Source organism: Fusicatenibacter faecihominis (assembly GCF_020686945.1).
Classification (GTDB): domain Bacteria; phylum Bacillota; class Clostridia; order Lachnospirales; family Lachnospiraceae; genus Limivivens; species Limivivens faecihominis.
Window position 1 is genome coordinate 70,367 of the sequence record NZ_JAJEPR010000002.1, and the last position, 22,884, is coordinate 93,250.

Genomic DNA, 22,884 nt, shown 5'->3' on the forward strand with positions numbered 1-22,884 from the left:
AAAGCATGCGTTTTTTTCATATTTCTGATCTTCATATCGGTAAACAGCTCTATTCCTACAGTCTGCTTCCCGATCAACGGGCGGTTCTGCATGAGATCACGGAACGGGCAAAAGAGTATCATCCGGATGCGATTCTGATTGCGGGGGATGTTTTTGACCGCTCGATTCCCTCCGGGGAGGCCTATACGGTGCTGGATGAGTTCCTCACGGAGCTTTCCGACATCACGCCCCGGATTCCGGTGCTTCTCATCGCGGGAAACCACGACTCGGCGGAGAGGCTGAACTATGCCAGCGGTTTCCTTGAAAAGCATCAGATTCATATCGCGGTTTCCGCTCCGGAAAAAGAAGGAGAATATCTGAAAAAAGTGACTCTCACCGACGAATTTGGTCCGGTTCATTTCTACCTTCTTCCCTTTTTAAAACCGGCCTATGTACGCTCGCTGTTTCCGGGGGAAGAGATCAGCGACTATGAGACGGCGATTCGGCGGATCCTGGAACGGGAAGCGATTGATTTTTCCGGTAGGAATGTGCTCCTTTCCCACCAGTTTTATAAAAACGGCAGCACAAGTCCCGAGACCTCAGATTCCGAGCAGGTTTCCCTGAATGTAGGAGGCCTGGACAGCGTGGACGTTTCCCTCGTAGAAAATTTTGACTATGTGGCTCTGGGCCATATCCACGGCCCGCAGAAGGTGAAAGTACCCCACATCCGTTACTGCGGGACGCCGCTCAAGTATTCCCTCAGTGAGGAGTATCAGGAGAAATCCATCACAATGGTGACTTTGGGAGAAAAAGGAAGCGAACCCCTCATCGAAACACTGCCCCTTCATCCGCTACGAGATGTGCGCCGGGTGAAGGGCACGCTGGAAGAAGTGCTGAAAAAAGCGGAAGAGGAGGGCGCCTGCGATTTTGTCAGTGTGACTCTCACGGACGAAGAGGAGCTTTACCGGCCGGGCGAACGGCTCCAGAAGGCATACGAATACCTGCTGGAATACCGGATTGAGAACCGCAGGACCAGAAACTTTATGGAGGAGACGGAGAAAGACCTGAAAGTGGAGGATCCGCTGTCGGTATTTCGGACCTTCTATGAGGAAGTTCAGGGCGTTCCTCTGGATGAGAAGGAGGAGGCATTCATGAGTCGGATTCTGGAGAAAGCGAGGGAAGAGATATGAAGCCGTTGAAACTGACCTTATCTGCCTTCGGTTCCTACGGCGGGACGGAGGTCGTGGATTTTGAAGCCATCGGAAGCGGCATTTTTCTCATCACCGGGGACACCGGAGCGGGAAAGACCACGCTTTTTGACGCCATTACGTTCTGTCTTTTTGACGAGACCAGCGGCGGAAAGAGGGACGGCGAGATGATGCGGAGCCAGTATGCCTCCGATGAGACGTCGACCTATGTGGAATTTACGTTTCTGGCCGGAAAAGACCGCTACACGGTACGGAGAAATCCGGCCTACCAGCGGAAAAGCCGGCGAAAAAACAAGGACGGCATCTATGCCCTGACCCGGGAGGGCGCGGGCGTGGAGCTGACCCTTCCCGACGGCAGTATTTTTAAAGGAAAGATTCCGGAGACGAATAAAAAGATCGCCGAGATCGTAGGCCTGGATGCCAGCCAGTTCCTTCAGATCGCCATGATTGCCCAGGGCGATTTTCTGAGGCTTCTCCTGGCCCCGTCCAAGGAACGAAAAGAGATTTTCGGGAAAATTTTCAATACCCGGATCTATGGCAGGATTCAGGCGAAACTCCGGGAAGCGGCGGGAAACCTGGAGGAGGAGCTTTCGGAGAATCGGAAGGACTGTCTCCGGGAATTTGCCGCCCTTTCTGCTCTGCCGGAAAGCACTGAAGCGGAGGAACTTCAGAAATTGACGGAAAACGAGGAGCGCTGGGGGGAGAACGCCCAGGTGACCATCGAAGCGGTGCAGCAGGATTTTTCGGAAAAACTGGCCCTTCTCAAAGAGCAAAAAAAGACGGTGCAGGATGAAATTGGGAAAAAAGAACTTTATCAGGAGCTTCAGAGCCGGAAGATAAACTGCGGGGAACGGATGGCGGCCCATGAAAGCTGGATTCTGGAAAAAAAGCTGCAGGAACAGGAGCTCCGAAAAGCAGCGGAGGAGGCGGCGAAGGCGCTGGAAACCAGAGGCGCCCAGGTGGAAGCGGAGCTTCTTCGGATTCAGAGTCTCCTTCCGGACTATCAGGAGCTGGAAAATCTCGAAGGAAGGCTTAAAAAGGCGGAGGCGGACCGGAAAAAGCTGGAAAGTGCCAGTGATTTCTGGCAGGAAAAGCGAAAAGCCGGAAAAGAAGAGACGGAAGAACTCAAAAAAGTGCAGGAGTCCCTGGAAGGGACGGAAAAAGAGATCCCCGATCTGGAAAAACGCCTGCGGGAGCTGAGCCTTGCGCGGGAGGCCTGCACGGGCCTTCAGGAGCAGCAGGAGCTGCTTCTGGGCCTGGAAACTTCTTTGCGGAAGAAAAAAGCGGCCGCAGAGCAGGGGCTGGCCCTCTACAAAAAGCAGGCGGAGGAGTATAACAAGCTCTACACCTGTTTCCTGGCGGAGCAGGTAGGCCTGATCGCAGGTCAGCTGAAAGAGGGAGAACCCTGTCCGGTCTGCGGTTCCCGTGAGCATCCGTCCCCGGCGAAAGCAGTTCATCAGGATGTGACCCAGGAAAAGGTCGATGCGGCGAAGGAGCGGGCGGAGAGTCTCCAGCAGGAGCTGAACCGTCTGAAGGAAGGTTTCGTGGCGGAGAAACAGCGTTTCCAGGTGGAAAATGCCCATCTTCAGGAGGAGAGCGCCCGCTGGTTCACGGAGGCTCTCTCCTGGAAAAAGGAAGACCAGGAAAAACGCCGGGAAAAAGAACAGGTTCTTGACGATGAGAGTAAGGCTCTTAAGAAATGGCGGGAGGATCTTCTTAAGAAAAAGAAGCGCTGGGAGGCAGGAAAAGAGCGACTGAAGGTTCTGGAGAGTGAAACTGCCGTTCTGGAAGAAAAGCTGGAGAAAACCAGGGCGGAGCTTGAGAAGGCCCGGGTTTCCTGTGAGCTTGCCCGAAAGGAGCTGGAACTCAAGAGGAGCCGCCTTCCTTATCCGGAAAAACGAAAAGCCGAGGCCGTTTATCAGGCTCTTGATCAGGAAAAGCGGACGCTGAAAACGGAGGCAAACCGCTCGAAAGCTGCTCTGGATCAGCTTCTGGAGGAACGAAACCGGCACTTTGGAGCTCTGGAGAGCGAAAAGGAAGAGCAGAACCGGTTGAGAGAGGCTCTGGAAGCGGAGGAGAAGAAGGGAATCCTGCCGGAGACTCTTTCAGAGTTGAAAGAACGGAAAGAATCTCTGGAGGAGGAAGAGCGGGAGCTGGACCATCTTTACCGGAAAAATGAGGCCGCCGCAAAAGAGATCGCAGTTCTTCTGAAAAAACGGGAGGAACTGACGGAAACCTACGGTATGGTGGGGCGGCTTGACAGGACCGCCAACGGAAAACGCCGCCAGGCCGCAGGGCTGGATTTCCAGACCTATGTCCAGAGACGGTATTTCCAGGCCATCATCCATGAGGCCAACCGGCGGCTGGAGGTCATGACGGACCGGAAATTTTACCTCAAATGCCGGGATATCAGCGATCTGAAACTCCAGGGCGAGGTGGGGCTGGATCTGGACATCTACAGCTGTGTGACGGATTCCGTCCGGGATGTGCGGACCCTCTCCGGTGGCGAGTCTTTCATGGCGGCTCTGGCCATGGCTCTTGGCATGGCGGATATCGTCCAGCGGACTGCCGGAAAGGTAAGGCTGGACGCGATGTTCATCGACGAGGGCTTTGGTTCTCTGGATGAGGAATCCCGGGAACAGGCCATCCGGGTGCTCCAGGAGCTGGCAGGAGAGGAGCGGCAGGTGGGCATCATCTCCCATGTGGAGGAGCTGAAAAAGCAGCTGGACCGGAAACTTGTCATCCGAAAAGACCGGGAAGGAAGCCATATTTCTTTAAATATTCTGTGAAATTTTGATTAAAATGCCCAAATTTATTGACGTGTTTCGGCGGCTTTTGTATAATACTGATTACGGATTGTGAGAGTGCAAAGCACGGAACAATCCGTGTAATTACATAAAAGAATGAGGCATAACTATGAATGTATTGTTTTTTATAACACCGAAAAGCGAAGTGGCTTACCTTTATGAAGACTATTCTCTCCGCCAGGCCCTGGAAAAGATGGAGCATTACCGCTACAGCGCGATTCCCATCATCGACCGGAACGGCTGTTATGTGGGGACCATGACGGAGGGGGATTTCCTCTGGTATATCAAAGATCACAATATCATCGACCTGAAGGAAACGGAGAAGATTCCCTTGAAGAGCATCAAGAGACGCTGGCACAATGAGCCGGTGAATGTGGACTGCGAAATTGAGGATCTGATTTTGACCTCCATGAACCAGAATTTTGTTCCGGTCATCGATGACAATAAGATCTTCATCGGCATCATCCGGAGAAAAGATATCATCGCCTACTGCTATGACCGCTGTAAAGAAGCCGAAAAACACGGCGGGGACGAGGTATCACTTTAACGAATTGCAACTTGACAAAGGAAAGAATAGTTGCTAGAATACTGATAAATCATTACGAGGTGAAAAATCCATGAAAAAACGTGTGTTATCCCTGCTCGTGGACAATACCTCCGGCGTACTGAGCCGGATCGCTGGTCTTTTCAGCAGGAGAGGCTATAATATTGACAGTCTGACTGTCGGAGAGACGGCGGATCCCAGATATTCCCGTATGACTGTAGTGGTCAAGGGAGACCGGCAGATCCTGGATCAGATCACAAAGCAGCTGGCGAAGCTTGTGGATGTGGCAGATATCAAGACTCTGGAGGAAGGGGACTGCGTGGAGCGTGAGCTGGTACTCGTCAAGGTACGGGCAGATGCTACGAACCGTCAAGACATTATAGCCATCGCCAATATTTTCCGCGCGAATATCGTGGATGTGGCCCTGGATTCCCTGATCATTGAGCTGACAGGAAACCAAAACAAGCTGGAGGCTTTCCTGAAAATGCTGGAAGGCAATGAGATCCTGGAGCTGGCAAGAACCGGTATCACAGGTCTTTCCAGAGGTGCCGATGACATCCGGTACCTGTAATGATCGGTTGCTCCATTTGTTATCCCGGCAGGATCGGAATGCAGATAGATACAACATATAATAAATCTTTATACAATATGGAGGAATAGAACCATGGCATCTAAAATCTACTATCAGGAAGATTGTAATCTCTCTTTACTGGAAGGAAAGACCATCGCCATTATCGGTTATGGCAGCCAGGGACATGCACATGCTGAGAACCTGAAGGATTCCGGCTGCAACGTGATCGTAGGTCTTTACGAGGGAAGTAAATCCTGGGCAAAAGCTGAGGCACAGGGATTTAAAGTATATACCGCTGCAGAGGCAGCAAAAAAAGCTGATATCATCATGATCCTGATCAACGATGAGAAACAGGCTGATATGTATAAGAAAGATATCGAGCCGAACCTGGAAGAGGGCAACATGCTGATGTTCGCTCATGGCTTCAACATTCATTTTGGTTGCATCGTACCGCCGAAATACGTTGACGTTACCATGATCGCACCGAAGGCTCCGGGCCACACTGTAAGAAGTGAATACCAGGCTGGCAAAGGAACTCCCTGCCTGATCGCTGTTGAGCAGGATTACACCGGAAAAGCAAAAGATCTGGCACTGGCTTACGGCCTTGCTATCGGCGGCGCAAGAGCAGGTCTTCTGGAGACTACCTTCCGTACAGAGACTGAGACCGACCTCTTTGGTGAGCAGGCAGTTCTCTGCGGCGGCGTTGTAGCTCTGATGCAGGCTGGTTTCGAGACTCTGTGCGAGGCTGGTTACGATCCGAGAAACGCATACTTCGAGTGTATCCACGAGATGAAACTGATCGTAGATCTGATTTACCAGTCTGGTTTCGCCGGAATGAGATACTCCATCTCCAACACCGCTGAGTACGGCGATTACATCACCGGACCGAAGATCGTCACCGAGGAGACTAAGAAGACCATGAAGAAAATCCTGTCCGATATCCAGGATGGTACCTTCGCAAAAGACTTCCTGCTGGATATGAGCCCGGCTGGCCGTCAGGTTCACTTCAAGGCTATGAGAAAGAAAGCTTCCGAGCATCCCTCTGAGAAAGTCGGCGAGGAGATCCGTAAGCTGTACAGCTGGAACGGCGAGGAGAAACTGCTGGACAACTAATCCACAGTCGTGTTTCCTACATAGAAGATCATACCGGATCGCCATTTTACGGCGGTCCGGTTTTTTCTACTCTATAATTTTTTTAGTTGAAGAAACTTTTAAAAAAATTTGAAAAAAGTACTTGCATTTTCTGAGAAGGTGAGCTATAATAAGGAATGTCAAGAGGACATAACTTAACGGAGTATGGCGTAGCTTGGTAGCGCGCTCGGCTGGGGGCCGAGAGGTCGCAGGTTCAAATCCTGTTACTCCGACTATGAAGCTCTTATCACTGATGATTAGTGGTAGGGGCTTTTTTCGTGCGTTCAAAAACAGGTTTTGTTGATATTTTATACTTTCTTTATTGAATTCTCCCATCACCTGTGCTATTCTATAGAACATTAGACATCAAAACATTAGATATCTAATAAACGACAAAAACCGTCAGAACAAAACCAGGAGAGGAGGAAGAATAGATGAGCGACAGGGTGGAGCTGAAACACCTGGAGATGGAAAATCAGAAGTACCAGTTTCGTTATCTCAGAAATCAGCTCAACGAAAAGAAGTTATATAGGGGTGATCCACGCCTTTTGATGTATGTTTATTTTCATGACGGCAGGAAGCAGGCGGAAATCGCCAAAGGACTTTGTGTCAAACCGGCGAGCCTTACTGTCATGCTCCAGCGGATGGAGCAGGCCGGTCTTGTGAACAGGAAAAGTGATGAGCAGGATCAGCGGGTTCAGCGGGTCTACATCACAGAGCTGGGCCGGGAGACCAGCAAGAAAACCGTGGAACTCTTTCAGAAAGCGGTGAAAGGCTTTTTTGAAGGGGTGTCCGAGGAGGAGCTTGCGGTCTACCAGGGAGTTTTGGAAAAGGTAAAAGAAAATGTTCTGCGAATGCTGGATGAGACTTCCGGCAGTGAAACGGCAGAACAGGAAAGTGAGAGGACAACATGTTTAAGCTTGCAAAATATATAAAGAAATACACAGGAGTCATTTTGCTGATCATCGTTCTCCTGGTGATTCAGGCTAACTGTGATCTGTCCCTTCCGACCTATACTTCGAATATCGTCAATGTGGGAATCCAGCAGAGCGGTATTGAGGACGCGGTGGCGGATACGATCAGCAGTGATTCGATGGAACGGCTGTTTTTGTTTATGGATCAGGAAGACCAGGAGCTGGTGAAAGCCAATTATACAGAAGAAAACGGGATCTGGTCTCTGAATAAAATCAGTAAGAAGACGAGAGAAGAGCTGAATCAGGTTCTCGGGAAGCCCATGCTGGCGGTCTACGCTTTGACTTCCGGTTCCTCCGAGCTTGGTCTTGGAGGCGACGGGGCCATGCAGTTTCCGGAAGGAAGCGATCCCTTTGAGATTCTGAAAAATCTTCCGGAGGAACAGCTCGCTGCCACCAAGGAGAGTATGTACGAGAAAATGGATGCCATGCCGGACACGCTGATCACCCAGGGTTCCATTGCTTTTGTGAAAGCGGAATATGAGGAGCAGGGCATCGATCTCGACGCCTTCCAGAAGCATTATCTTCTGATGGCAGGCTTAAAGATGCTGGGCTTTGCCCTTCTGATCATGGTGATCTCCGTCGCTGTAGCCTTCCTTTCCTGCCGTCTGGCAGCGGGAACCGCCAGAACGCTCCGCGAGGGTGTCTTTACAAAGGTGGTTTCTTTTTCCAATAAGGAATTCGAGCATTTCTCCACGGCTTCCCTGATCACCAGAAGCACCAACGATATTCAGCAGGTGCAGATGGTGCTGATGCTGTTTTTCCGGATGGTTCTCTATGCGCCGATCCTGGGAATCGGCGGTGTGATCCATGCGCTGGAGACCAGCAGGAGCATGGCCTGGGTCATTCTTCTGGCCGTTGTTCTGGTGCTGGGCGTGGTGGCTGTGCTTTTTGCCATCACCCTTCCGCGGTTTAAAAAACTGCAGGACCTCATCGACCGCCTGAACCTGGTGACGAGAGAAATCCTTCAGGGAATCCCGGTCATCCGGGCCTTCAGCCGGGAAAAACACGAGGAGCAGCGTTTTGACAAGGCCAATAAAGACTTTATCAGCACGAACCTCTTTGTAAACCGTTGTATGACTTTCATGATGCCGATCATGATGCTGGTTATGAATGAGATTACCGTGCTCATCGTCTGGACCGGCTGCAAGGGCATCGATGCGGGAACCATGCAGGTGGGCGATATGATGGCTTATATCCAGTATACGATGATGATCATTATGTCCTTCCTGATGATCACGATGATGTCCATTATGCTGCCCCGTGCCTCTGTTTCTGCTGGCCGAATCAATGAGATTCTGGAGACCGAGGTGGTTCTTCGGGATCCGGAAAAAGAAGAGAAGGAGATCCCGGAGAAAAAAGGCGTGGTGGAGTTCCATCATGTATCCTTTACCTATCCGGGAGCGGAAGATCCGGTGCTTCATGACATCGATTTCACGGCGCGTCCCGGCGAGACCACAGCCATCATCGGAAGTACGGGCTGCGGTAAATCCACTGTGGTGAACCTGATTCCGCGTTTTTATGATGTGACCGAGGGCGAGATCCTTGTGGACGGCGTGGATGTGCGGAAGATGAGTCAGCATACGCTTCACAGCAAACTGGGCTATGTACCCCAGAAAGGAGTCCTTTTCTCAGGAACCATCGCCTCCAATATTGCCTACAGCAACGACGCTATGAGCGATGCCGATATTCATAAGGCAGCTGATATCGCCCAGGCCAGCGATTTCATCGAGGAAAAAGAGGAGCAGTACGATTCTCCGATCGCCCAGGGCGGTACCAACGTTTCAGGTGGCCAGAAGCAGCGTCTCTCCATTGCCCGCGCCATCGCCGGAAAGCCGGAGATTTACATTTTTGATGACAGCTTCTCTGCTCTGGACTATAAGACTGATGCGGCCCTTCGAAAGGCCTTAAAAGAGGAGACTGCGGACGCGACCACGATCATTGTGGCCCAGCGTATCAGCACGATTCTCCATGCAGAGCAGATCATCGTTCTGGATGAGGGACGGATCGCCGGTATCGGCACCCACAAAGAACTGTTAAAATCCTGCGAAGTTTACCATCAGATCGCGGCATCTCAGCTTTCAAAGGAGGAATTGGATCATGAGTAATCAAAGAGGCGGCATGGGCCGGATGGGCAGAGGAAGAATGTCCGGCGAAAAAGCCAAGGATTTTTACGCCAGCATGAAAAAACTGCTGAATTATATGAAACGTTACAAATTCCGTTTTCTTCTGATGATGGTCTTCGCGGTGGCCAGCACGGTGTTTTCCATCTGGGGACCAACGATCCTCGGCGACGCCACCACAGAGATTTTCAACGGCCTGGTGGCGAGGGTAAATGGAACAGGAAGCATTGATTTTGGAAAAGTGGGAGAGATCCTTCTCTTTCTGGCGGGGCTGTATCTTCTGAGCGCTTGCCTGAACTTCATTCAGGGCTTTATCATGACGGGAATCTCCAACGATGTGAGCTATAATCTCAGAAAAGATATTTCCGAGAAGATTCACCGGATGCCCCTAAAATATTTTGAGAGCCGTACCACAGGAGAGGTGCTTTCCCGGGTGACAAACGATATTGATACCCTCCAGCAGAGCCTGAACCAGAGTGTGACGCAGCTCATTACGTCTGTCACCACACTGATCGGCGTTTTCATCATGATGCTTCGGATCAGCGTTCTGATGACGGTTCTGGCGGTGCTGATCCTGCCGGTATCCATGGCTATTCTCAGCGTGGTTATGAAACATTCCCAGAAATATTTCCAGCAGCAGCAGGAATTTCTCGGAAATGTCAACGGTCAGGTGGAGGAGATCTACGGCGGCCATAACATCGTCAGAGTCTTCAATAAGGAGGAGACCGTGACAAAGACCTTCCGGGAGACCAACGAAAAGCTTTACCAGTCCGCCTGGAAATCCCAGTTTTTCTCCGGTATGATGATGCCCGTCATGCAGTTCGTGGGCAATATCGGTTATGTGATGGTGGCTCTGGTGGGCGGCTGGCAGGTCATCAGCGGTGCCATTGAAGTCGGTCAGATTCAGTCCTTTATCCAGTATATCAAGAGCTTTACCCAACCGGTTCAGCAGATCGCCCAGGTGACAAATATGCTCCAGTCCACGGCGGCGGCTTCCGAGCGTGTCTTTGAGTTCCTGGAGGAAAAAGAAGAGGAACAGACCGTGGAAAATCCGGTGAGACTGCAGAATCCGGAGGGTGAGGTAAGCTTTGAGCATATCAGCTTCGGTTATGATCCGGAGCAGATCATCATTCATGATTTCTCTGCCGAGGTTCATCAGGGCCAGAAGGTGGCCATCGTAGGTCCCACCGGAGCCGGAAAAACCACGCTGGTTAAACTGCTGATGCGTTTCTACGATGTCAACAACGGTTCCATCAAAGTGGACGGCCACGATGTCCGGAACTTCAACCGGGGAGATTTAAGAGAGCTTTTCGGTATGGTATTGCAGGATACCTGGCTTTTCAACGGCACGATCATGGAGAACATCCGTTACGGAAAACTGGATGCCACTGATGAGGAAGTCATCGCGGCGGCGAAGGCAGCCCATGCGGACAGCTTTATCCGGACGCTTCCCGGCGGCTATCAGATGGTCCTCAATGAGGAGACCAGCAATATTTCTCAGGGCCAGAAACAGCTTCTGACGATTGCCCGGGCCATTCTGGCGGACAATCCGATCCTGATTCTGGATGAGGCCACGAGCTCCGTCGATACGAGAACGGAAATTCAGATCCAGAAGGCCATGGATAACCTGATGAAAGGCAGAACGAGCTTCGTCATCGCCCATCGTCTTTCTACGATCCGCGATTCCGATCTGATCCTGGTTCTGAAGGATGGAAACATCATCGAGCAGGGCAATCACGAAGAACTGATGGCGAAGAAAGGCTTCTACGCAGACCTTTATAACAGTCAGTTCGCGAAAACGGCATAAAAAAAGAGACTTTCCAACCGGAAATAAAACCGGAAGGAAAGTCTTTTTATTTTAGGCAATCGGAGCGCAGGCCTTCTTCAGCCACTCGTTCTCGCTGTTGGTAAGATAGGGAGAAAGGGTCTCATAGACGGTAGAGTGGTACTGGTTCAGCCAGGAGAGCTCTGCCGGGGAAAGTTTCTTCGGATCGATGGCTTTCCGGTCGATGGGGCAGTAGGTGATGGGCTCGAAGCAGTAGAATTTACCGTACTCGGTTTCCATGGCTTCTTTGCAGAGAAGTTCGTTCTCGATACGGATACCGATCTTGTCGGTCTCGTAGATACCGGGCTCGTCGGTGACGGTCATGCCGGGAACGAAGGGAACCTGGCATCTGCCGTTGAGGGCCTGGGGACCTTCATGAACGGTTCCGACGAAGCCGACGCCGTGGCCGGTTCCGCAACGGTAATCCAGACCTCTCTCCCAGAACGGCTCACGGGCGGCGAGATCCAGAGCGATGCCTGGCATTTTTTCCTTAAATACGACCTTTGCCATATCGATATGTGAGCGGAGTACGAGGGTGAAGTAATCCTTCTCCTCCTCGGTGGGCTCGCCGAGAGCGTAGGTACGGGTGATGTCTGTAGTACCCTCCATATAGTGGCCGCCACAGTCTACGAGAAGGAAGCCTTCGGGCTTAAGGGTAGCGCAGTTTTCAGGAGTGGGATGATAGTGCATCATAGCTGCGTTGGGGCCGTAAGCGGCGATGGTTCCGAAGGACTCGCCGAGGGAAGCCTCCTGCTCCAGGCGGTAGTGGCGCATCATGGCATCCACATCGCACTCGGTTACGGTCTCTTTTCTTGCCATGCGGCCCTCAAGGTCGATGGCAAAACGGACCATGGCAACGCCGTCTTTTCTGTGGGCGATCTTCAGATTTTTGATCTCAGTCTCGCTCTTGACGCCTTTGAGATAAACGATGGGCTCTTTGCCTTCTTTTACCATAATGTTGGTATTTTCCTCCATGGCCTGATAGAGGGCATAGCTGAGGGAAGTTTTCTCGATGATGAAGGTGACGGGAGTCTTGATGGAACGGAGAGCGGCTGCTGTCTCCTCGTAGGGAGCGATAGCGAAGCCTTCTTTTTCCAGATATTCCTGTACGTCAGCGGGAACCCGGTCTTTGTTGATGAAGACGGTAGCGCTGTCCGGAAGCACCAGGGTAAAGCAGAGGGCGAAGGGAGTGAAAAGGATGTCATCTGCCCGGAGATTCAAAAGCCAGGCGGAGCTTTCCAGCTTTGTGGCAAGGTAAGCGTTGACACCTTCCTCCTTCAGGCTCTCACGAAGAGTGGCAAGCTTCTCGGAAGGAGTTTTTCCGGCGTAGGCAGCGTCCAGGATCCAGGCCTTGGTGGCGGGAGCGGCGGGACGTTCCTCGGTCCAGATTGGAGCGATGAGGTCTGCATTCTTCAAAGAAATTTCTTTTTCGGAAAAAGCTTTTTTCAGCTCTTCGGCAAAAGCGGTGCTGGTGATAACGCCGTCGATGCCCATGGTTCCTTTCTCGGGAAGCTCATCAGCCAGCCATTTTTCCACAGTAGGAACGCCGGGCTCGCCGATCTTCATAAGCTCGATGCCGCTTCCCTCCAGCTGATGCTCTGCCTGGATAAAATAGCGGCCGTCGGCCCAGAGAGCAGCTTTTTCGGAAGTGACAGCCAGGGTTCCGGCGGAACCGTTGAAGCCGGAGAACCAGCTTCTGGCTGCGTAGTGGTCAGGCAGATATTCGCTCATGTGAGGATCGGAAGAGGGGATGAGATAGCCGTCGATCCCTTCTTTTTTCATTAGGGCCTGAAGGGCCGCGATCTTTTCTTTTGCTTTCATGATACAATAACCTCTTTTCTTTAATATATGATGTCGGGGCCTGGGCAGTATAGCGTTTTCGAAATAACCAGATCATTGATTTGTCTGCAAATCCGATTGCACAGTTGAAAAAGCCTCAGCGTAGCCCGCTACGCCTGCGTTTTTTAACAGCACACTCGAATCTGTATCCTGCGTGAAAGGTCCAGTTATTTTCGAGACGTTATAATGCAGAACCTGGAACATTCTGAAAGTTAAATGGCTGTTCCTTTGCTGCTTTCCCGGAAGACTGCCTCTCTCCGCTCCATATGTTTCCGGAACACCAGCAAAAAGACGATGGTGGAAACGGTGGAGGCAGTGAGATCCGCGATGGGCTGGGCATAGAAGACTGTCGTGGCTTCCTTTCGGATCAGGGGCAGGATAAAGACCAGCACTACATAGAAGCTTTTCCGGAAAAGGGAGAGCGAGAGGGCTGTCTTGGTCCGCTCCATGGCGGTGAGGCCGTCCACCAGCACATACTGAAGGCTTAACGGGATGATGGCGAAAGTGAAAACGCCGATGGCCCAGACAGAGAGCCGGGAGATCTCCGCGTTGGAAGTAAAAAGACGGATAAAATGCACCGGCAGAAAGCGGGTCACGATAAACATAACGGTAGTAAAGGCAAAACAGAGGAGCAGGCTGTATTTCTCCGCATCCCGGACCCGCTTCGTGTTGGCTGCTCCGTAGTTGAAGCTGATGAGGGCCTGAGTGCCGCCGCTGATTCCCAGCATCGGTGAGGTAATGAGGAGCATATAGCTCTGAACGATTGTGGCGGTGGTGATGAGGAAATCTCCCTGGCTGCCGCCGTATTTCTGGAGCACCGTGTTGGTGGCGATGAGAAGCACGTTATCGGAGGCCAGAATCAGGAACGGGGAAAAACCGATAGCAAGGATTTTTTCCATGACCTTTCCACTGTACTGGCCGAAACTGATGCCGATGGGAACCTTTTTGGAAAAAGCCAGAAAGGCCAGGGCAAAGCTGCAGGAAAGAAACTGGGAAATGACCGTGGCCACGGCGGCTCCGGCGATTCCCATATTCAGGCCGAAGATGAACACCGGATCCAGGATAATGTTGCAGACCGTTCCGATGAGCACCGTGGTCATACCGATGACCGGGAAGCCCTGACAGTTGATGAAGTAGTTGAGCCCGACGGCCATGAGGGCAAAAAAGGTGCCGATGGTATAGATCGTAAGGTAGGTATTCGCGTAGGCGAAGGTCTGGTCACTGGCGCCGAACCAGCGGAGCAGCTGTCCTTTTATCATAAGAAACAGCACTGTGAGGACTGCGGAAAAAAGCGTCAGTAGAAGAAGCGAGTTGGAAAGGATCTGCCGGGCTTTTTTCATATTTCTCTCTCCCATGCGGATGGACATCTGGATGGAACCTCCCAGCCCCACCAGGGTACCGAAGGAGGAAAGGAGGGTGACGATGGGACCGCAGATGCCGGCTCCCGCCAGGGCCAGATCTCCGTATTCCGGAATGTGCCCGATGTACATGCGGTCGATGATGCTGTAAAGTACGTTTACAAACTGGGCTACCATCGTGGGAATGGCCAGTTTCAGAACCAGAGAAGGAACGCTGTCCCGTCCCAGGTCGTTTCCTGTTTTCATGTTGTGCCTGTCCTTCTTTCTCTTAATGTAAAAATGCTGGCTGATTATGCAAAGGTGATACCATGCAGATACAATATGCGCTTTGTACGGCATCACCACTATATCAGAAAAAGAAGAGAAATTCAATGGTTATCCCCTTGACATTTTTCCTTTCAGATGGTAAAGTAGTTTCAAGTTGATAGACGAAAATGCGATGAAGAGGAATAGTACGTTCCCACTGGATCACAGAGAGTTGCCGGCTGGTGGAAGGCAGCGGAAGGGAAGAGCGGAACTCGCCTCAGAGCGGCTGCCCCAAATTTTCCAATGAAAAAAGTAGACGCAGACGGATTCCCGGCCGTTATACGGGCAGGATATAAAGACAGCGCTTGTTGTCTCGTATCTGATGAGTGCATGGAGTTCCTCCATGAAAAAGAGTGGTACCGCGTAAGGCAGATGATAGGTCTTTCGTCTCTGAGTAGAGATGGAAGGCTTTTTTGTTTTGTCAACAAACTATAAGAGAAATTCAGTAAGGAGAATGAAAAAATGGGAATGAAAAATGTTGAAAAGTACACCCGCCAGTATTTTATGCCCCCGGTAGACTGCATGGACTGGGCAAAAAAAGATCACATTGAGAAAGCGCCGATCTGGTGCAGCGTGGACCTGCGCGACGGAAACCAGGCCCTCATCGTGCCGATGTCTCTGGAACAGAAGCTGGAATTTTTCAAACTCCTGGTTCGTATCGGTTTCAAAGAGATTGAGGTTGGTTTCCCGGCAGCTTCCGAGACAGAGTACCTGTTCTTAAGAACCCTGATTGAGAAAAATATGATCCCCGACGATGTGACCATCCAGGTACTGACCCAGGCCAGAGAGCACATCATCCGGAAAACCTTTGAGGCTCTTCAGGGCGTGAAGAAAGCCGTTGTTCATGTATACAATTCCACTTCCGTGGCTCAGCGTGAGCAGGTATTCAAAAAATCTAAAGAAGAGATCCTGAAAATCGCTGTGGACGGCGCAGAGCTTCTGAAAAAACTGACCGAGGAGTCCGACGGAAACTATTCCTTCGAGTACAGCCCGGAGAGCTTCACCGGTACAGAGATGGAGTACGCTCTGGAGGTCTGCAATGCCGTTCTGGACGTATGGCAGCCAACCCCGGATCATAAAGTCATCATCAACCTGCCCAGCACCGTGGAGCACTCCATGCCTCACGTTTATGCCAGCCAGGTAGAGTATATGAGCAAAAACCTGAAATACAGAGACAACGTTATCGTTTCCCTGCATCCCCACAACGACCGCGGCTGCGGCATCAGCGATGCCGAGATGGGAATTCTTGCAGGCGCTGATCGTATCGAGGGAACCCTTTTTGGAAACGGCGAGCGTACTGGTAACGTGGATATCGTGACATTGGCCATGAATATGTATTCCCAGGGCATTGATCCGGAGCTGGATTTCTCCGATATGCCGAAGATTTCTGCAGAGTACGAGGAGTACACCGGCATGCACATCGATATGAGAAGCCCCTACAGCGGAGCTCTTGTATTTGCAGCCTTCTCCGGTTCCCATCAGGATGCCATTGCCAAGGGCATGAAGATCTGGGACGAGCATCAGCACACCGGAAAATGGACTGTTCCCTATCTTCCGCTGGATCCAAAGGATATCGGAAGAGAGTACGAGGCAGACGTTATCCGTATCAACAGTCAGTCCGGAAAGGGCGGCATCGGCTATATTCTGGAGCAGAATTTCGGCCTGAATCTGCCGGCCAAGATGCGCGAGGCTATGGGCTACGCCACCAAGGACGTTTCCGACCATATGCACAAAGAGCTCAAACCTTCCGAGATCTTCGAGATCTTCAAGAAGAAATTCGAGGGTGTTACCACTCCGTTCCAGGTGACAGAGGCACACTTCAAACAGCATAACGGCATCATCGCCGAGGTAACGGTCCTTCAGAACGGCGTGGAGAAGAAAGCCATCGCTTCCGGAAACGGTCGTCTGGATGCAGTCAGCAACGCATTGAAAAAGCAGTTCCGTCTGGACTATACCCTGCAGACCTACCAGGAGCACGCCCTTGAGAAGAGCTCCAGTTCCAAAGCCATCGCCTATGTCGGCATCAACGACAAGGACGGCAAAGATTTCTGGGGCGCAGGTGTAAATCAGGATATCATCGTGGCTTCCATTGATGCTCTGGTGACTGCGATCAACAATATGCTGAATGAAGAAGCAGCAGAGTAAACTCACCTATTATATATAGAAGAAACACCTTCAACCGCCGGTTTTTGCCGGCGGTTTCTCTGTCTTTGGATTGCAAAAACGAACAGAATAGGGTAAAATGGGCGGGTGTAAACGGACTAGGATTAAGTACAGCGAAAGGAATGACAGAATTTTGGATGTAATCAAAAAGTATGGTGACTTTATCAAAAATACGACCCCGGAGCGCCCGGAGAGGGCGCGGAAACTGATTCGCCTGGGGCTGAAGGAGGAGGTGCTCCGCCATGGGCTTCTGCCGGATAAGGGGATGCCGAAGGCCTACACGAGGTTGAATCAGCTGGCCTTAAAGAGCGTGCTTTCTGCCCTGGAGCATCCGGAAAAGACCGTGTGGACCAATATTTTCGCTCCGGTGGAGCTTCTTCAGTGCTTTGGCTTGAGTTCTATTTCCATGGAGTGCCTCTCCTCGTTTTTCTCCGGTTTCACGGTGGAGGATTACTTTATCGACCAGGCTGAGAGCGTGGGAATCGCCGCTACGCTCTGCTCTTATCATAAAAATTTCATCGGCGGCGTGGATGCGGGGGTGGTGCCGAAGGCCCTGCTTTCCGTGACCACCTCCATGATCTGCGACGGAAACGTCAATACCTTCCGTTATCTGGAGGAAAAGCATCAGGTTCCCTCTTTCGTGCTGGATATTCCAGACGAGTATTCCGAGGACGCGGAGAACTATGTGGTGGAGCAGTTGAAGGAGCTCATCGGGGTGCTGGAGGAGCGCACCGGCAGAAAACTGGATCCGGAGGAGCTGAATCGAACTCTGGAGCGGGAAAATGAGTCTAAGCGGCTTTATCGCTCCTTCCTGAAAAAGCAGAGCCGGAAATACTATCCCAACACGATGACCCTTCATTTATATATGCTCTTTGCCACCCATCTGAACATCGGTTCAGAAGAGTGTCTGGAATTTTTCCAGAAGTTGGAGAAGGACATCGACAGTTATCCGGATTTCCACGGAAAAGGCGTCCTCTGGGTGCATCTGATGCCCTATTACCAGGAGACCCTCAAGGGCTATTTCAATTATCAGGAGAAGTATTATCTCAAAGCCTGCGAGATGAACCTCGATTATATGGAGGATCTGGACACGGCGCATCCTCTGAATGCTCTGGCGAGAAAAATGCTGAATAACCTGTACAACGGCCCGTATGAGCGGAAAATCAAGAGAGTTGCTGAACTGGTGGAGGAACTTCATGCCGATGCGGTCATTCATTTCTGTCACTGGGGCTGCAAGCAGTCTGCGGGAGGTGTTATGCTCCTGAAAGAAGAGATGCGAAAACGGGGCGTTCCCATGCTGATCCTGGACGGAGACGCCATGGACCGCCGGAACAGCCATGACGGCCAGATCAAGACCCGGCTGGAAGCTTTTCTAGAATTACTGGATCAGGAGGAGGAAAAAGAATGATCGGATATGTCTGTAAATATGCCCCTCTGGAAATTTTCGAGGCTATGGGAACGGAGACCGGCAGAATCCAGCCCCAGGTGACAAATTTTAACCAGGCGGATACCCTGATGCATCCCAACGTCTGCTCCTTTGCAAAGGCCGTGCTGGAGGAGGTCATGGGAAATGACGTCTACGAAGGCCTGGTACTCACCACCTGCTGCGACAGCATGCGGCGGCTCTATGACAATCTGAAGGAACAGTTTCCGAACAAATTTATCTATATCTGCGATGTGCCCCGGAAGGTCACGGGTCTTTCCGTGAAGGTCTATGAGAAATCTCTTCGCCGGATGATTGCGGCCTACGAGGAGTTCAGCGGCAAAACCTTTCAGGAGGATGCGCTTTTCAACCTGCTGGAGCGGAAAAAAGAGGCGGAGAAACTGAAAAAAACGCCGGAAAAGAAAAAGAAGAAAATCGGCCTGATGGGAGCCAGAGCCAGCGCGGGAGTCATCAACCTGCTGGAAAATCATGAGGCGGAGGTGCTTTTTGACCTCACCTGCACCGGCATCCAGCGGAAATTGGGAGCAAAAAAGGAGCAGGTTCTTTTCTCCTATGCGGAGTCTCTTTTGAATCAGATTCCCTGCATGCGGATGCAAAAAGCCGTGAACCGGGAAAATTATCTGGAAGGTTTCAAAGACGAGCTGGATGGAATTATCTACCATACGGTAAAATTCTGCGATAATTTCGGATATGAGTATGCCTGGTTAAAAGAGCGGATTGGCGTGCCTCTGCTTCTGGTGGAGACCGACGCCACCAAGCAGTGCGAGGGTCAGATCCGGACCCGGGTGGAGGCTTTTCTGGAGTCTCTGGATACGGAGGGTAAAAAAGTGACAGGACGGAAAAAGAGTATGGAGGACGGACATATGTATGTACTTGGTATTGACAGCGGTTCCACATCGACCAACGCGGTGATCATCAATGAGAAGGAGGAAATTCTGGCCTCCCATGTGATCCGCACAGGGGCAAAGAGCGGGGAGAGCGCGGAGCGGATTTTTCAGGAAGTTCTTGAAAAAGCTGGACTTGCGAAGGAAAATCTGGATCTTGTGGTCTCCACGGGGTACGGCCGCGTCAGCATTGATTTTGCGGATGAAAATATCACAGAGATCACCTGCCATGGCCGGGGAGCCCATTATTTTAATCCCTCGGTTCACACGATCCTGGATATTGGCGGCCAGGACAGCAAAGCCATCCATTTGAGCGACAGCGGGGAGGTGACGGACTTTGTCATGAACGACAAATGCGCCGCCGGCACCGGTCGTTTCCTGGAGATGATGGCCCGGACCCTGGAGATCGGCATCGACGAGCTGGGGCCCATTTCTCTCCAGTGGAAAGAAGATATCACGATCAGCAGCATGTGCTCTGTCTTTGCGGAATCGGAGGTCATCTCCCTGATTGCCAGAAACAAAGAGAAGCCGGATATCGCCCACGGCATCCACAAGGCCATCGCCAACAAGGCTGTTTCCCTCATGAAACGCGTGGGTCTGGAGGAAGGGTATATGATGACCGGAGGCGTGGCAAAAAATCCGGGCGTGGTCAAGGCGGTGGAAGAAAAACTGGGCGCTTCCCTCTATATCTGTGAGGAGCCGGAGATCGTAGGAGCCCTCGGAGCCGCTCTCTTAGGCCTGGAAGATCTTCAGAAAAAAGACTGAATCTGTCTTTGTGAGACGCACAGAAACACTGCTTACGGGAGCAAAAATCCGCTCGAAAATCGAAAATTTGACATAATATTTCAAAAATGTTACAACATATATTTCTTGCGTAACAAATGTCATAAACTGCCAGAAAACGCGGAAATAAAAGAAAAAGTCGATGAAAGTCGAAATTTTTCTTTGGGGAAATTGCTGTTTTTGAAAAATATGAATAGTCAGAACCAATGAAAAAAACGCTGTAAATTCAATAAAAATCATAAAAAGTGCATAAAATAAGGCAAAGGCTTAAAAATGCCTCTGAAATATGTTACAAAAATGTGAAATACCGCTTGACACGCACAGTTTTTTTCTCTATAATCTGGAATATCAAAAAAAGGAGTCCCGTACGGAACCCCTTATATTGAAAAAAATATGGAGGAAGAGGCTATGATGAGTTGGATTTGTGCGCTGCTTCAGGAATTGGCTTGCTTGTTTACGCGCACACTCGTCCGCGCTGTCAGGATGACGAAACGCCGCTACCGGGAATGTGCGGTGATCGTTTCTTTCGGCGTGGTGCTGGCCGTGATGGTATTTTGTGCCGGCAATTTCTCCGGGGGAGGTAAGAACAGGGTTTATGCAGTACAGAGTTCGGTTCAGGAAGAGGAAGCGGGAGCGGATTCTTCTGAGGAAGTGAAGGCCGGACTCATGGGGATCGTTGACAGTGTGGGCTGTATGGAGACATACGCCCGGGAAATTTCCTCTGTCAGCGTCCAGAACGGTTATGAGAACACGCTTGTAGGCACGTCGCGCGTGGAAAAAGGCGCGCTGAACCGCCAGAAGATGGCCGAGGAGCTGAAGAAGGTCAGCGGAGTTGGCTATTACGGACTCATGGAGATCCGGAACAACCAGATGCCAAAGCAGGACTATGACGCCCTCCTTCGGATTGTGGAAGCGGAAGCCACAGGCGGCGATTTAAAGAGCAAGGTTCTCATTGCCAATGTCGTTCTGAACCGGGTAAACGATGAACGTTTCCCGGACAGTATCTATGATGTGGTGTTCCAGTACGCTGGCGGATCGGCACAGTTTTCCCCTGTGGAGGACGGGCGGATCTACAGCGTGGAGATCACGGAAGATACGATTCAGGCCGTGGACCAGGCCCTGGAAGGGGAGGATTATTCCCAGGGCGCCCTCTTTTTCATGGCCCGCCAGAGTTCAGACAGCAGCAGCGTCGAATGGTTCGACAGCGAGCTGAAACCTCTGTTTTCTTACGGCGGTCATGAGTATTTTACATTTTAAGATAAGGGAATGACGTACCGAGAGACCGGGCAGGAGAAAATCCTGTCCGGTTTTTCTGTGGCGTACAAAAATACGTCCGGGAAAGATTTTTGGTTGTACAACCGGAGAAAGTGTGCTATAGTAAGTTCCAGCGATAAAGTAACGCGCAAAAAAGTGCGATCAGGAAGAGGAGAGAATGAGATGGAGCTTTTCTACAGCAGTACAAGAGACAAGGCAGAGAAAGTGACGGCGTCCCAGGCAATCTTACAGGGTCTGGCACAGGATGGAGGTTTATATGTTCCTTCTTATATCCCGGCGCTTTCGGTGGATATGGATGTTTTAAAGGATATGAGCTATCAGGAGACCGCTTATGAAGTCATGAGTCGTTTCCTGACAGATTTTTCGGAAAAGGAACTGAAGGATTGTATCGCGGCGGCCTACGATGAGAAATTCGATACGAAGGCCATCGCTCCTCTGAAAAAAGCCGGGGAGGCCTATTACCTGGAGCTGTTCCATGGAGCGACCATCGCCTTTAAGGATATGGCTCTTTCCATTCTTCCCCACCTGATGACCACGGCGGCGAAGAAAAATCAGGCCAAAGGCGAGATCGTAATCCTCACGGCCACCTCCGGAGACACCGGAAAAGCAGCTCTTGCAGGCTTTGCGGATGTGCCAGGAACCCGGATCATTGTTTTCTATCCGAAGAACGGCGTGAGTCCCGTACAGGAAAAACAGATGGTAACGCAGAAGGGAGCCAACACCTATGTGGTGGGTATTCACGGAAACTTCGACGATGCCCAGACCGGCGTGAAGAAACTTTTTGGTGATAAAGCTCTCAATGAGGAACTGAAGGAAGCGGGCTTCCGTTTCTCCTCCGCGAACTCCATCAACATCGGTCGGCTGGTGCCCCAGATCGTCTATTATGTTTACGCCTACGCAAAGCTCTACGGAGCCGGAACCCTGAAAAAGGGCGAGGCCATGAACGTGGTGGTTCCCACAGGAAACTTTGGAAATATCTTGGCTGCCTATTATGCGAAAGAGATGGGCGTGCCCATCGGAAAGCTCATCTGTGCTTCCAATGAGAACAAGGTGCTCTACGACTTCTTCCGTACAGGCTCCTATGACCGGAACCGGGAGTTTGTTCTCACCACCTCTCCTTCCATGGATATCCTGATTTCCAGCAATCTGGAGCGGCTGATTTACAAGATCGCCGGAGCGGATGATGCGAAGGATGCCGCTTTTATGAAGGAGCTCTCAGAGAAGGGCGTCTATACGATCTCCCCGGAGATGAAGGAAAAGCTTACTGATTTCTATGGCAATTATGCTTCTGAGGAGGAGACGGCCGCTGAGATCGCCCGGCTTTATAAAGAGGCGGATTACGTCATTGATACCCATACGGCAGTGGCTTCCGCCGTTTACCGGAAATACCGGCAGGAGACCGGGGATGAGGCTGTGACTGTCATCGCTTCTACGGCGAGCCCCTACAAATTTGCCAGAAGCGTCATGGACGCCATCGATAAGAAATATGATGTTCTGGATGATTTCGGTCTTGTGGACGAACTCTCCAGAATTTCCGGAACTGCCGTTCCGAAAGCGGTGGAGGAACTTCGTACCGCACCGGTTCTTCATGACACCGTTGTGGAAAAAGACGAGATGAAGTCCATCGTGAAAAAGATTTTGAATGTAAAATAAGTTTCATCACAAAAAGAAAC

At 51.2% G+C, this 22,884-nt stretch carries 15 protein-coding genes, 1 tRNA gene and 1 other annotated feature; of the genes, 14 read left to right on the plus strand and 2 right to left on the minus strand.

Going from position 1 to position 22,884, the window contains the following annotated elements:
• Positions 1–5 precede the first annotated feature (5 nt).
• From LKD71_RS01505 to LKD71_RS01545, 9 genes are all read left to right on the plus strand, one after another.
• Positions 6–1,169, plus strand: a complete 1,164-nt coding sequence (locus tag LKD71_RS01505; protein WP_227614082.1) for an exonuclease SbcCD subunit D — start codon at positions 6–8, stop codon at positions 1,167–1,169.
• Positions 1,166–3,976 carry an AAA family ATPase gene (locus LKD71_RS01510; protein WP_227614083.1) on the plus strand — a complete coding sequence of 937 codons (2,811 nt, stop codon included), beginning with the start codon at positions 1,166–1,168 and terminating at the stop codon, positions 3,974–3,976. The genes LKD71_RS01505 and LKD71_RS01510 overlap by 4 nt, the downstream gene beginning before the upstream one ends.
• A gap of 127 nt (positions 3,977–4,103) precedes the next feature.
• Positions 4,104–4,541, plus strand: a complete 438-nt coding sequence (locus LKD71_RS01515) for a CBS domain-containing protein (protein ID WP_227614084.1) — start codon at positions 4,104–4,106, stop codon at positions 4,539–4,541.
• A 70-nt stretch (positions 4,542–4,611) separates the two neighbouring features.
• Positions 4,612–5,109 (plus strand): acetolactate synthase small subunit, encoded by a 498-nt coding sequence (gene ilvN, locus LKD71_RS01520; protein WP_227614085.1) that lies wholly within the window; start codon positions 4,612–4,614, stop codon positions 5,107–5,109.
• A gap of 93 nt (positions 5,110–5,202) precedes the next feature.
• Positions 5,203–6,222, plus strand: a complete 1,020-nt coding sequence (ilvC, locus tag LKD71_RS01525; protein ID WP_227614086.1) for a ketol-acid reductoisomerase — start codon at positions 5,203–5,205, stop codon at positions 6,220–6,222.
• A 177-nt stretch (positions 6,223–6,399) separates the two neighbouring features.
• Positions 6,400–6,473, plus strand: a tRNA-Pro gene (locus LKD71_RS01530).
• Positions 6,474–6,674: 201 nt separating this feature from the next.
• Positions 6,675–7,175 carry a MarR family winged helix-turn-helix transcriptional regulator gene (locus LKD71_RS01535; RefSeq protein ID WP_178046163.1) on the plus strand — a complete coding sequence of 167 codons (501 nt, stop codon included), beginning with the start codon at positions 6,675–6,677 and terminating at the stop codon, positions 7,173–7,175.
• Positions 7,151–9,319 carry an ABC transporter ATP-binding protein gene (locus tag LKD71_RS01540; RefSeq protein WP_227614087.1) on the plus strand — a complete coding sequence of 723 codons (2,169 nt, stop codon included), beginning with the start codon at positions 7,151–7,153 and terminating at the stop codon, positions 9,317–9,319. The genes LKD71_RS01535 and LKD71_RS01540 overlap by 25 nt, the downstream gene beginning before the upstream one ends.
• Positions 9,312–11,141 carry an ABC transporter ATP-binding protein gene (locus tag LKD71_RS01545; RefSeq protein ID WP_227614088.1) on the plus strand — a complete coding sequence of 610 codons (1,830 nt, stop codon included), beginning with the start codon at positions 9,312–9,314 and terminating at the stop codon, positions 11,139–11,141. Before LKD71_RS01540 ends, LKD71_RS01545 begins: the two co-directional genes overlap by 8 nt.
• Positions 11,142–11,192: 51 nt before the next feature.
• Here the strand turns inward: LKD71_RS01545 and LKD71_RS01550 are convergent, their stop codons facing one another.
• Both LKD71_RS01550 and LKD71_RS01555 read right to left on the minus strand, forming a co-directional pair.
• Positions 11,193–12,980 carry an aminopeptidase P family protein gene (locus LKD71_RS01550; protein ID WP_227614089.1) on the minus strand — a complete coding sequence of 596 codons (1,788 nt, stop codon included), beginning with the start codon at positions 12,978–12,980 and terminating at the stop codon, positions 11,193–11,195.
• 230 nt (positions 12,981–13,210) lie between these two features.
• Positions 13,211–14,602 (minus strand): MATE family efflux transporter, encoded by a 1,392-nt coding sequence (locus LKD71_RS01555; protein WP_227614090.1) that lies wholly within the window; start codon positions 14,600–14,602, stop codon positions 13,211–13,213.
• 184 nt (positions 14,603–14,786) lie between these two features.
• Positions 14,787–15,057 (plus strand) — a binding site (T-box leader).
• A gap of 73 nt (positions 15,058–15,130) precedes the next feature.
• Here LKD71_RS01555 and LKD71_RS01560 point away from each other — a divergent pair.
• From LKD71_RS01560 to thrC, 5 genes are all read left to right on the plus strand, one after another.
• Positions 15,131–16,807 (plus strand): 2-isopropylmalate synthase, encoded by a 1,677-nt coding sequence (locus tag LKD71_RS01560; protein ID WP_227614165.1) that lies wholly within the window; start codon positions 15,131–15,133, stop codon positions 16,805–16,807.
• Between the two features lie 151 nt (positions 16,808–16,958).
• Positions 16,959–18,233: a 2-hydroxyacyl-CoA dehydratase subunit D gene (locus LKD71_RS01565; RefSeq protein ID WP_227614091.1), complete on the plus strand. Its 1,275-nt coding sequence runs from the start codon at positions 16,959–16,961 to the stop codon at positions 18,231–18,233.
• The gene (locus tag LKD71_RS01570; RefSeq protein ID WP_227614092.1) at positions 18,230–19,918 is read left to right on the plus strand and encodes an acyl-CoA dehydratase activase; all 1,689 of its coding nucleotides are present in this window, start codon (positions 18,230–18,232) and stop codon (positions 19,916–19,918) included. The genes LKD71_RS01565 and LKD71_RS01570 overlap by 4 nt, the downstream gene beginning before the upstream one ends.
• 426 nt (positions 19,919–20,344) lie before the next feature.
• The gene (locus LKD71_RS01575) at positions 20,345–21,193 is read left to right on the plus strand and encodes a cell wall hydrolase (RefSeq protein ID WP_178046824.1); all 849 of its coding nucleotides are present in this window, start codon (positions 20,345–20,347) and stop codon (positions 21,191–21,193) included.
• Positions 21,194–21,373: 180 nt separating this feature from the next.
• The gene (thrC, locus tag LKD71_RS01580) at positions 21,374–22,864 is read left to right on the plus strand and encodes a threonine synthase (protein WP_227614093.1); all 1,491 of its coding nucleotides are present in this window, start codon (positions 21,374–21,376) and stop codon (positions 22,862–22,864) included.
• Positions 22,865–22,884 lie beyond the last annotated feature (20 nt).